Below are 10302 nucleotides of genomic sequence, written 5' to 3'. Positions count from 1 at the left end.
GGCAAGCCTGCTCACCACAGCGTTATGAGCCAGCCTTTTCGATGACGCAGGCAGTTCAAACCTGCTTACTGAACAGGCCGCAACAACTGCATCTGCTGGCGATAGTCATCCGTCACCTGTCGCGCCTGGCTGCTGCTGGTGATCACCCTCGGTGTAATCAGCACGATTAATTCCGTGCGGTCCTTGGACTTGCTGGTGTTGCCGAACAACCAGCGCAATCCCGGAATTTTCCCCAGGTAGGGCACTGCACTGACACTTTCGGCGTTGTCCTGTTTGATCAAGCCGCCGAGCAGCACCGTCTGCCCGCTCTGCACCGCCACTTGGGTCGAGACCGAGCGTGTGGAGATGCGCGGATTATTTTGCGTGTCGCTGTTGGCGGCTTGGTCCTGGGCGTCGCTGACCTGCTGCTGAATGTCCATGTACACCAGGCCGCCCGGATTGATGCGCGGCACCACGTCGAGGATCACACCGGTCTGCACGTATTCGACGCTGCTCAAGGTGGTGTCGGAGGTGCCGGTGTTGACCGTGGTCTGGCTGATGGGGATGTTGTCGCCCACTTGGATCTGCGCCGGTTGGTTGTTCATCACCACCAGCGACGGCGCCGACAGCACTTGGGTACGGCCGTTGGTTTCCAGGGCGTGCAGGGCCACTTGCAGGTTGGAGCTGACGAAGGAATAGAACAACGAATCCGTCGCCCCCAGCCCTGCCCCGCCACCGCCCAGCGCACCTTGGCTACCGGCGGCGTTGGCCACGGTGGTGCTGGTGGAATTACCGGCCAGGCGCCCCAAGTACCACTGCACGCCCAGGTCCAGTTCACCGGTGAGTTTGACCTCGAGGATGCGCGTCTCGATCTGCACTTGCAGCGGCGGGTTGTCGAGGCGTTTGATCGCCGATTCGATCTCTTTCCACTGCACCGGGCGCGTGCGTACCAGAAGTTGGTTGCTGCTCTTCTGCGCGGTGATGCGGGTGCCGGCGTCGAGGCTTTTGGTCGGGGCGCCTTCACTGGCGTCCTGGGCAGTGCTGTCCTGATCGGCTTCGGGCTCCTGCTCTTCATCTTCCGCTGCGGGCGGGTTGTTATTGAGGTTGTTACTCAAGCCGCCCGGCGTACTGCCGGAGGTGCTGTTGGTGCCGGGGGATGACAGGGTCGCGGTGCGCAGGCCAGGGGCGACTTTAGCCGGGGCGTCGTCCTTGATCGCGCCCGTGCCGTAGATCTGTCGCAAGTACTTGGCCAGGTCGGTGGCCTTCATATTGCGCACGTCATACACGTACATTTGCGGCTCGTTGCCGCCGCCCTCATCGATGGTGTGGATCCAGTCGCCGACTTCGCTGAGGTACTGCGGCTGCGACGAGATCGCCACCACCGAGTTGGTCCGCTCAATCGGCAGGAAGCGCACCATGCCCGCCAAGGGCATGCCACTGTCGGGGCCGAACATCTTTTGCAGCTCGGGCATCAGCTCGGCCACCGAGGCGCGTTGCAGGCCGAACACTCCCACGGACATGCCTTTGAGCCAGTCCACATCGAAGGTGTCGATGGTGTCCTGATAGTTGGCCAACTCTTCCGGAGTGCCGGCCAGGCTCAGTACGTTGCGCGCCGGGTCCACCAGCAAAAATGCGTTCTCGCGGGCGAATGGCTTGAGCAGTTTCTGCATCTCGGTGGCCGAGATATAGCGCAACGGAAACAGCCGCGCCGACAGCCCGCTGGACGGCTGTGCCACGCGCATCTGCGGCACCAGTTTGCCCGCCACCGCCTGGCTCGCCGGCAGGATCACATAACGGTTGCCCTGCTGGATCATGGCATTGTCGGTCCAGGACAACAGGGTTTCGAGGATTGACAACGCCTGCTGCTTATTCACCGGTTTGGAGGTGGAAAAGCTGACAGTGCCTTTCACGCCCTGGGCGATGCTGTAGTTCTCGTGCAGCAGGTCGCCCATCACGCTGTTGATCACCGCTTCGATGGGCTGGTCGGCGAAGTTGAACACGATGTCGCCGCCGCTCTCCTCGCGACCGGCGGGTGCGGCGCTTGGGGGGCGAACGAAGGACTGGTTGCCACGGATCAACTGGCGCTGGGGTGGGGTTTTCGCGCTGGGTTGGGGATTGTCGAGCGGTGCCTGTTCCGTTGTCGGGTCCACCGGCGGGCGTTGCGAACCGGTGCCTTGCAACGCTTCGTGCAACAGCGCCGGGTCGGCGTCCAGGTGCTCGGGAAAGGTCCCGCAGCCACCGAGGGTGACGGCGGTGGCCAGGCAAAACGCAGTGGTGCGCAAAGCGCCAGGGAAAGTATCGATCAAGGGGTGGACTCGTGAGGAAGGGTAATCGGGGGCGTCATGGACGGCGGCGGCAAACGCGGGGTTTTGAGGCTCAGGGTTTGCGTGCGGCCATCCAGCACAAAACGGGCGTCGCGTGGGGTGAGCTGTTCGAGTCGCCAGCCGCTGGGCAGGGTCTGACCCTGGTGGACTTTGAGCGGCGGGCCATCCGCGCGCTTGAGCAGCGCCACCCGCACGTTGCCGTCCAGAAGGACGCCGGTCAGCACCAGGCTCGAAAAGCCGGACACACCGGCCTCACCGACAGCGCGGTCAGGGCTGCGATCCGGGCTGAACAGTGGCGCCTGCCAGGTGCCGGCCAGGCTGTCGAGACTTGCACTCGGTGCATTCAGCACCTTGGGCGCGGCCTGTGTACGCGCATCCGGCGCTGGCGCCGGCAGCCATTGGGGTGCGTCGCCGATGCTGCTGAGAATGCCGGCCATCAGCAGGCCCAACAGCGCGGCCACGCCGAGCAATACCCATTCGAGGGGGCGCAATGCACTGATCATGGCTGCACCTGCCGCGCGCTCGCCGGTTGCAGGTAGCCGCGCACCAACAGGTGTACCACCAGCTTGCCGGCACCGCCACTGACCGGCGCGCTCGGCGCGCGGCGGATGCTCATTTCATCGACGAACAGAAACGGCCGCTGGTATTCCAGCTCGTGCAGAATCGCGGTCAACGGCTCGATGGCGCAATTAAGCGTGAGGCTGACTTTAACCTGGCGATAGGGCTCGCTGTCGTCTTGTTCCGGGGTGATCGGCATGCGTTGGGTCAAGCTGCAACCGCCGCCGACAGTGGCGCGGCTGTTGATCAGGTCGGCGATGCGTTGCATCAAGTCGGCGGCCACCGCGCTGGGGTCATCGCCGGGCAATAGGCTGGTGCTGCTGGTGGGGTCCTGGCGCGCCTGCTGCAACTGTTGGCGCAGGCTGTCGGCCTGGCGCAGTACCCCGGCGTAGCGTTGTTGTTGCTCGCGTAACTGCTCGGCTTGCTCGCCCATAGCGCGCAAGGGGCCGGCGAACCAGCTGTCGATCAACAGCCAGTACACGGCGCCGAGTACCAGAGCCAGGCCGATCAGGGCGGCGCCACGGCGTTCACGGGGTGTCAGGGGTCGGCGCATCAGCGGCCTCCTGGTGCAGGTGGGCGCGCAAGGAAAACTGATCCTTGCCGGTTTGCGCATCGGGTTGGATCACCCCTTCGAACTGGGCGTTTTCCAGGCTGCGGCAGCCTTTGATCCGAGTGATCAGCGCGCTAGCCTTGGCGCTTTGGCCAGAGAAGGACACCTCGGCCCCGTCGCTGACTTCCAACTGGTCGAGCCAGGTGTCGGGCGGCAGGCACGCGGTCAGTTCGTTGAGCAGCGCCGACAGCGGCGGTTGCGCCATTTTGCGGCGGATCAGGTACTGCGCGGCGCCGCGGGTATTGAGCAGTTGCTGGCGCAACGCTTGAACTTCGGCCACCTGCGCTTTTTGCTCGCGCACGCTCTGCTGCATGGCCTCCAAAACCCGTTGACGGTCATCGAGCCACAGCACCATGGCGCCGATCATCAAGGCGCCGCACAGCCACGGCAGGCTGCGCTGCAAGCCCTTGCCTGCCGGACGCTGACGGCGGCGCAGCGGCGGCGGCAACAGGTCGACGCCAAGGGCGTTGCCCCCAGCGTCCTGCACATCCACGGCATGGGGCTGCAACCCCAGGGCGGCGCAGTCGCTGAGGATCTGGTCCAGACGCTCACGTAAAATCGCCACCACGGTCACGTCGACATGGGTCGGCATGCGGCGCTCCTGGCGGGCGACGAAGTACAGTTGATTCGCATCGAACGGGGTAAAGCGATCCAGTTCATAACCCACCACCGTGGACAGATTGCGCGCCGTCGCCGGCGGCAGCCGCAGGGTTTGCATCAGCACCGCCTGCGGAGCCAGCAACAGCACCTGGCGCACCTCCCCCACCACTGGCGGCACGGCGGCGGTCAGTGGCCAGTGGTAGAGCCGGTCGGGGATATCGTGCAGCGACAACCAGCGCGGCAGGCAGCCACGCAGTTCCTTGAGCCACAGTCGCCAGCCCTGTTGCAACAGGCTGCCACGCCAGCGCTGGGCGATGGGCGCCGTAAGCGGTTGCAGGCGCGCCGCGAGGAAGTCATTCATTCTTGCCAACGGAGTACTCGATAAGGTTGGGCGCTGCCTTGCGCGGGGCTCAATAACACGGTGGCCTGCAATCGGGCGTGGTAGCCGCCGGGCCGTTCGGCGTGGCTGTCGATCACCAGCACCTCGCCGGGGTCGGCGCCCACCGCGCTCAGGTGCGGCAGGTTCAGGGCACGGCGCATCAGGGCGCTGGCGAAGGCTGGGTCAGGCCGGTCGAGGCCGCTCCACAGGCTGATCTCGGGTACGAGTGCGCTGTACAGCGCCTGGGTCATGCCCGGTAATTGACGCAGTTCTTCCACCACGCGAAACGGCGCCAGGCCCTGGTTACGACGCACCTCCAGGTCCCGCGCCACTTGGTTGGCCTGGGCCTGGCTGGCCCCACAGGCCAGGGCCAGGCGGGCAAAATCGGCCACCTCGGCGCTGTTCAAATACAACTTGCCGCGCTCGCTGCGCAGGCTGACGCGCAGCTGCGCATCGTCGAATACCAATGGGATTTCGCGCCCATCGGCGATCCACTGTTTGCGCTGCAACGGGTCGGCTAACGCCTGCATCGCCAGGGCGATACCCGCTTCGGCCGCGAGCACCGCCTGGGTGTGCTGGCGATGCCACGCCGCCTGACGGGTTTCCAGTTGCACCCAACCGGCCAGGCCGCCCAGCAGCAGGCTGAGCAACGCCAATACCCACAGCACCAGCAGCAACGCGACGCCGCGTTGATGACGGATCATTCCGCGGCCCCGCTGGATAGGTTCAGGCGCAGCGCAATCACTTGGGTCACCCACGGCACCGGGCCGTTGACCCGCGCGGCGATCCGCACCGTCTGGGGCAAGCGCCGCGACCATGGCCAGTCACTGAGCCAGCCGGTCGGCTGGCCCTTGGGCGACAAGCCGCGATAGCTCAATTGCAGGTCTTCGACATCGCTGAGCAACACCTGCGGCTCGCCGCGTGAGGCCGGCACACTGACCTGGGCCGGCGACTCAAACCGCGCGAACGCCACCTGCAAATCGCGCTGCGCCTGGTCGCCGGTCAACTGCAAGGTAAAGCGCTGGATGCCGCCGCCGAGCACGCCGGGCAGGGTTGCGACAAACTGCATGCGCTGGGCGCTGCCGACAAAGAAGCCATCGGTCTGGCTGTCATCCTCGGTAACATCCAAGGGCAGCGCCTCGCTGATCGACGTACGCAGAAACTGCTGCGCCGCGCGTATTTCATCCAGGCTTAGCGTGTACCGCTGTGCCTTGAGCACCGCGCGATTGGCCCCCAGCAGCGCGCCCCCGACCAGCACCAGCAGCACCCCCAGCAAGCTGATGACGATAAGAATTTCCAGCAAGGTGAAGCCCTGTTGTCGTGTGTTCACAGGCTCGCTCCGCGCAATTTCAAGGTGCTGAATTGCGCGCTGCGCGGGCCTTCGCTGACGGTCAGGTCGAGGCGAAACAAATGCGGCTGGCCGAGGCGTCCGGGTTGTTGGGCGATACGCAACTGCCAGGCGATGCCGTCCAGTTCGCCCTGGCGCACGCCGTTGGCGAGGGGCCCGGAGGCTTCCTGGTCCATCACGCTAAGGGCGGCGTGGCTGAGGCGGTCGCTGTGGGTCACTTGCAGCAACGAACGTGCGCTTTGGCCAAAGGCGACCAGCAGCACCGTGCTGCACAGGGCCATCAACAGCAGCGCGGCGAGCATTTCCAACAAGGTGAAACCGCCTTGTTTTTTCATGGCAACGCCTTGGATTGCACGCTGCCGGTCAGCCAGCCGATATCGATGCGCCAACGCCGCGTGCCGTGGGCCAGTAGCAGATGACCGCCGGTGGAGCTGCCGTCGGGGTAGAACTCAATCGCGGAGCCGGCCTGTTCGGCGGTGTGCAGGGTCACTTGCAGCTCGGCGGGCCAGTGTTTGGGTGGGCGATCCGGAGCTTGGAAGCTGAGTGTGTTCAAGTCGAACAGCGTGCTTTGCGTGGCGCCGCTGACAATCGCCCGCGCCCGCGTGCTGCGCAGCGCTTCAACCATCTGCCCTACCACCTGGCGTTCCTTGGCCGCGCGCAGGCCCTGTTGCAGGCCAAACCCTACCAAGCCGGCCGCGACGCTGATCAGTACGATCACCACCAGCATTTCCAGCAGGGTAAAGCCGCGTTGGCGGGCGGGCATGGGTTATTCCCAGTTGCCCAGGTCGGCGCTGTAACCATCGCCGCCGGGCTGGCCGTCCTGGCCGTAGAAAATCAGGTCGAAGGCGCCGTGTTCGCCGGGGAAGCGGTAACCGAAGGCGTGACCGAACGGGTCTTTGAGGTCCGACGGTTTGGCATACGGACCGGCCCAGCCGGCGCTGTTGGCGGGTTTTTCGACCAGTTGCTGCAAGGTCTTGGGCGGCGAGCCGACGTCCAGGCCATAGCTTTCGATCTTCATGCTCAGGCTGGCCAATTGGGCCTTGCCCGCGCCGTACTTGCCCTTGTCCACGTTGCCGCCGACCTGGCGCACCACGATGGTCGCGACGATGCCCAGCAGCACGATCACGGCGAGCATTTCCAGCAAGGTAAAACCGCCCTGGCGGCGGGCGGGTTTGAATCGGGTATGGCGCATGGGAGTGGGTCCTTGTGGGTTCATATATTGCTGGTCAGGCTCATCAGCGGCAGCATGATCGCCAACATGATCACCGCCACCAGCACCGCCATGACCACGGTCAGCGACGGCACCAGCGCGGCCAGCAAGCGGTCGATGCCGCGCTTGGCTTCGACGTCGAACACATCGGCGACCTTGAGCAACATGCCGTCCAGGTCGCCGGCTTGTTCGCCGACTTCAATCATTTGCAGGGCCAGGTCCGGTAGCAGCGGCTCGGCGCCGAACGCACTGGCCAGGGTGCCGCCGCCCTTGACCGACTCGGCGGCCTGGGCCACCTGGGCTTGCAGGGCGCGGTTGGTACAGACCTGCCGTGCAATCACCAATGCTTGCAGCAGGGCCACGCCGTTGCTGAGCAAGGTGCCGAGGGTGCGCGCCAGGCGTGCGGCTTCGACCCGTTGAAGCAACGGGCCGATAACCCGCAGGCCGAGCACGCGACGGTCATAGCGTTCGCGGCACTGGGGGTCGCGCAGACGCGCGGCCAGGACCCAGACCGTTACGATCAGGCCGGCCAGCACGGCTAATCCATAGGCGCCGAGAAACTGCCCAAGGCCCAGAATCACTTCGGTGATCAGCGGGATCGGCACGCCAAGGTCTTTGAAAATCGGCACGAATTGCGGCACCACATAGGCCAGCAGCAGCGCCAGGGAACCGAGTACGCCGACCACCAGAAACGCCGGATAGATCAGTGCGTTGATCACTTCGCCTCGCAGCAACTGGCTGCGTTCCAGGTAGTCGCTGAGTTGACGCAGGGTGTTTTCCAGGGCCCCGCCCGCCTCGCCGGCGCGCACCATGCTCAGGTACAGCGGCGAGAACTGCCCGCCCTCTGCTTCCAGGGCTTTGGATAACGGCTGGCCGGCCTTGACCTGTTCGCGGATGCGCTCGATCAGCGCGCGGGTCTGCGGTTGGCCGGGTTGCTTGAGCAGAATGCCAAGGGCGCGCTCCAAGGGTTGCCCGGCGCCGAGCAACGTGGCCAGTTGCTGGGTGAAGCTGACCAGGGCGGCGCCGTTGAGCTGGCCACGGCCCAGGGCTTTATGCAGGCCACTGAGGCCCGCTGGCTCGACCTGCAGCACCAGCAGGCCGCGCTTTTGCAGCAGGGTCACGGCAGTGGGCTGATCCTTCGCGTCGAGGGTGCCGTTGTGCGGCGCACCCTGAGCATCGAGCGCGCGGTATTTGAACAGGCTCACGTGCCCTCCCCACGCGTGACGCGCAGCACTTCTTCCAGCGAGGTGATGCCGGCCAGCGCCTGGCGCAAGCCTTCTTCGTGCAGGGTACGCAGGCCGCTGCGGCGCGCCGCCTGTTCGAGGGTGGCAGCGTCGGCCTGGCGCATCAGCAGGCTGCGCAGTTCGTCATTCATCACCAGCAATTCGGTGATGGCGCTACGGCCGCGATAACCACCAGTGCCGGGGCGATAGAGCACAATCGGACGTCGGTCCGTCAGGCGATCCAAGCCATGTTCCGCGATCAATTCAGGCGGTGCTTCGAAGGCTACGCGCGTGGCCGGGTCCAGGCGGCGCACCAGGCGCTGGGCGAGGATGCCGTTGACCGTCGAGGCGATCAGGTAGCTCTCTACGCCCATATCCAGCAGGCGCGTGATACTCGCCGCCGCGCTGTTGGTGTGCAGGGTCGACAGCACCAGGTGCCCGGTCAACGACGATTGGATCGCGATGCGGCAGGTCTCCAGGTCGCGGATCTCACCGATCATGATCACGTCAGGGTCCTGACGCACGATAGAGCGCAACGCACCGGCAAAATCCAGGCCGATGGCGGGTTTGACCTGGATCTGGTTGATGCCTTCGAGTTGGTATTCCACCGGGTCTTCCACGGTGATGATCTTGCGCTCGGCGGTATTGAGCCGCGACAGCGCGGTGTACAACGTGGTGGTTTTGCCCGAGCCGGTCGGGCCGGTGACCAGCAGAATGCCGTGGGGCCGCTCCAGCACATCGAGAAAGGTTTGCAGGCGCTCGCCGTCGAAGCCCAGGCTCTGGAAGTCGAAGCGTACGGTCTGGCGGTCGAGCAAACGCATCACCACCGACTCGCCAAAACTGGTGGGCACCGTGGACACCCGCAGGTCCAGTTCCTTGCCCTGGATGCGCAGCATGATGCGCCCGTCCTGGGGCAGGCGGCGCTCGGCGATGTCCAGGCGCGCCATGATCTTTACTCGGGAAATCACCGCCGCCGACGAGCTGGACGGCGGCGCTTCGGCGTCATGCAGCACGCCATCGATGCGGTAGCGCACCTTGAGTTGGTTCTCGAACGGTTCGATATGGATGTCCGAGGCGCGCTGCTCGACGGCGCGTTGCAGGATCAGGTTGACCAAACGAATCACCGGCGCTTCGGAGGCCATGTCCTTGAGGTGTTCGATGTCTTCCAAGGCGCCGCCCTGCTCATCGAGGTTTTCGATCAAGGTGCCCATGGTCGAACGGCCCTGGCCGTAATAGCGCTCGATCAAGGTATCGACTTCGGTGCGCGGCCCCACCGCCAGCCACACCGGCACCCCGCAGGCATAGGCCAGGGCCTGGAACGCGTAGCGTTGCGCCGGGTTGGCCGACAGTACTGTCAGCCCGCCTTCTTGCCACCCCACCGGCACCACTTGGTAATGACGCATAAAGCGCTCGGTCAACACCGGCAACGGATCGAGCAGCGCGGGCGCGGCCTCCGCCAATAGCAGCGGCGCGCCGAGCAATTGGGCCCAGGCGCGCGCCAGTTCGACTTCGGAAACCAGCCCCAGACGCGTGAGCAGGCCGAGCAATTCGTCGTCGGCGGACGCCTGAGCCAGACGGCGAGCACGCTCCAGATCGACGGTTTTCAGGCCGGCGTGCCGCATCAGCCAGGCGCAGACCTGGTCGGTCTCCGGGAGGGGTGTCTGGCAGGCATCGATGGGCGTTGAAGGGTTGGACATGGGTGACGGTCTGAGGGGCTATGTGAGGGACTATGTTCAACAGGCCTGTGGGAATGGCGCTTGCCATCTCCCACAGGCGATCGGTTTTCCCGTTAGTTCGAGGTTTTCGGCGCGGCCTGGTGGCTGCTGTTCAGTGGGCGACCGCCCTTGGTGGTTTCGGCCTTTTGTTTCTTGGCGGCTTTGGCATCGTGGGTCTGGGTCAGCACCGTGGAATCGGCAGCGCCAGACTGGGCATCTGCATCGGTGGAGTCGGCGGCCATGGCCGCGCCACTCAATGCAACGCCCAGCACAATACCGGCACCCAACAGGGAAACTTTCATAAATATTCTCCAGATAAAAACAGCGTTCGGCTCAAGCGGCGCCTTGACTAAGTT

12 protein-coding genes are annotated in these 10302 nt (G+C 65.0%); all 12 read right to left on the bottom strand.

What is annotated here, in order from left to right:
- Window positions 1-65: 65 nt before the first annotated feature.
- Window positions 66-2285: a type II secretion system secretin GspD gene (gspD, locus tag YA0848_RS21970; RefSeq protein ID WP_034098991.1), complete on the bottom strand. Its 2220-nt coding sequence runs from the start codon at window positions 2283-2285 to the stop codon at window positions 66-68.
- Window positions 2282-2806, bottom strand: a complete 525-nt coding sequence (locus YA0848_RS21965; RefSeq protein WP_169903933.1) for a general secretion pathway protein GspN — start codon at window positions 2804-2806, stop codon at window positions 2282-2284. The genes gspD and YA0848_RS21965 overlap by 4 nt, the downstream gene beginning before the upstream one ends.
- Window positions 2803-3414 (bottom strand): type II secretion system protein GspM, encoded by a 612-nt coding sequence (gene gspM / locus YA0848_RS21960; RefSeq protein WP_169903932.1) that lies wholly within the window; start codon window positions 3412-3414, stop codon window positions 2803-2805. Before gspM ends, YA0848_RS21965 begins: the two co-directional genes overlap by 4 nt.
- Window positions 3389-4432 carry a PilN domain-containing protein gene (locus YA0848_RS21955; protein ID WP_169903931.1) on the bottom strand — a complete coding sequence of 348 codons (1044 nt, stop codon included), beginning with the start codon at window positions 4430-4432 and terminating at the stop codon, window positions 3389-3391. The genes gspM and YA0848_RS21955 overlap by 26 nt, the downstream gene beginning before the upstream one ends.
- Window positions 4429-5154, bottom strand: coding sequence for a general secretion pathway protein GspK (locus tag YA0848_RS21950; RefSeq protein WP_169903930.1), 726 nt, complete (start codon window positions 5152-5154; stop codon window positions 4429-4431). Before YA0848_RS21950 ends, YA0848_RS21955 begins: the two co-directional genes overlap by 4 nt.
- A complete protein-coding gene (locus YA0848_RS21945) occupies window positions 5151-5780 on the bottom strand; it encodes a prepilin-type N-terminal cleavage/methylation domain-containing protein (RefSeq protein WP_034098998.1) in 630 nt (209 codons plus the stop codon). The genes YA0848_RS21950 and YA0848_RS21945 overlap by 4 nt, the downstream gene beginning before the upstream one ends.
- Window positions 5777-6133, bottom strand: a complete 357-nt coding sequence (locus YA0848_RS21940) for a prepilin-type N-terminal cleavage/methylation domain-containing protein (protein WP_034111052.1) — start codon at window positions 6131-6133, stop codon at window positions 5777-5779. Before YA0848_RS21940 ends, YA0848_RS21945 begins: the two co-directional genes overlap by 4 nt.
- Window positions 6130-6561 carry a GspH/FimT family pseudopilin gene (locus YA0848_RS21935; RefSeq protein ID WP_034099001.1) on the bottom strand — a complete coding sequence of 144 codons (432 nt, stop codon included), beginning with the start codon at window positions 6559-6561 and terminating at the stop codon, window positions 6130-6132. Before YA0848_RS21935 ends, YA0848_RS21940 begins: the two co-directional genes overlap by 4 nt.
- Before the next feature lie 3 nt (window positions 6562-6564).
- Window positions 6565-6990 (bottom strand): type II secretion system major pseudopilin GspG, encoded by a 426-nt coding sequence (gspG, locus tag YA0848_RS21930; RefSeq protein ID WP_080761388.1) that lies wholly within the window; start codon window positions 6988-6990, stop codon window positions 6565-6567.
- 20 nt (window positions 6991-7010) lie between these two features.
- Window positions 7011-8213, bottom strand: a complete 1203-nt coding sequence (gspF, locus tag YA0848_RS21925; RefSeq protein WP_169903928.1) for a type II secretion system inner membrane protein GspF — start codon at window positions 8211-8213, stop codon at window positions 7011-7013.
- The gene (gene gspE, locus YA0848_RS21920) at window positions 8210-9928 is read right to left on the bottom strand and encodes a type II secretion system ATPase GspE (protein WP_034111058.1); all 1719 of its coding nucleotides are present in this window, start codon (window positions 9926-9928) and stop codon (window positions 8210-8212) included. The genes gspF and gspE overlap by 4 nt, the downstream gene beginning before the upstream one ends.
- Before the next feature lie 92 nt (window positions 9929-10020).
- Window positions 10021-10248 carry a hypothetical protein gene (locus YA0848_RS21915; RefSeq protein ID WP_034099010.1) on the bottom strand — a complete coding sequence of 76 codons (228 nt, stop codon included), beginning with the start codon at window positions 10246-10248 and terminating at the stop codon, window positions 10021-10023.
- Between the last annotated feature and the right edge of the window lie 54 nt (window positions 10249-10302).

Source organism: Pseudomonas sp. S4_EA_1b (genome assembly GCF_016307435.1).
Taxonomy (GTDB): Bacteria; Pseudomonadota; Gammaproteobacteria; order Pseudomonadales; family Pseudomonadaceae; genus Aquipseudomonas; species Aquipseudomonas rhodesiae.
Note: the sequence above shows the minus strand (reverse complement) of the source record. Positions and strands in the feature narration are given on the sequence as shown.

Bases quoted from the DNA above. Each gene is read 5' to 3' on its own strand.
- YA0848_RS21965 (WP_169903933.1), bottom strand. From the start codon at position 2,806: ATGATCAGTGCATTGCGCCCCCTCGAATGGGTATTGCTCGGCGTGGCC.
- gspM (WP_169903932.1), bottom strand. From the start codon at position 3,414: ATGCGCCGACCCCTGACACCCCGTGAACGCCGTGGCGCCGCCCTGATC.
- YA0848_RS21955 (WP_169903931.1), bottom strand. From the start codon at position 4,432: ATGAATGACTTCCTCGCGGCGCGCCTGCAACCGCTTACGGCGCCCATC.
- YA0848_RS21950 (WP_169903930.1), bottom strand. From the start codon at position 5,154: ATGATCCGTCATCAACGCGGCGTCGCGTTGCTGCTGGTGCTGTGGGTA.
- YA0848_RS21940 (WP_034111052.1), bottom strand. From the start codon at position 6,133: ATGAAAAAACAAGGCGGTTTCACCTTGTTGGAAATGCTCGCCGCGCTG.
- YA0848_RS21935 (WP_034099001.1), bottom strand. From the start codon at position 6,561: ATGCCCGCCCGCCAACGCGGCTTTACCCTGCTGGAAATGCTGGTGGTG.
- gspG (WP_080761388.1), bottom strand. From the start codon at position 6,990: ATGCGCCATACCCGATTCAAACCCGCCCGCCGCCAGGGCGGTTTTACC.
- gspE (WP_034111058.1), bottom strand. From the start codon at position 9,928: ATGTCCAACCCTTCAACGCCCATCGATGCCTGCCAGACACCCCTCCCG.
- YA0848_RS21915 (WP_034099010.1), bottom strand. From the start codon at position 10,248: ATGAAAGTTTCCCTGTTGGGTGCCGGTATTGTGCTGGGCGTTGCATTG.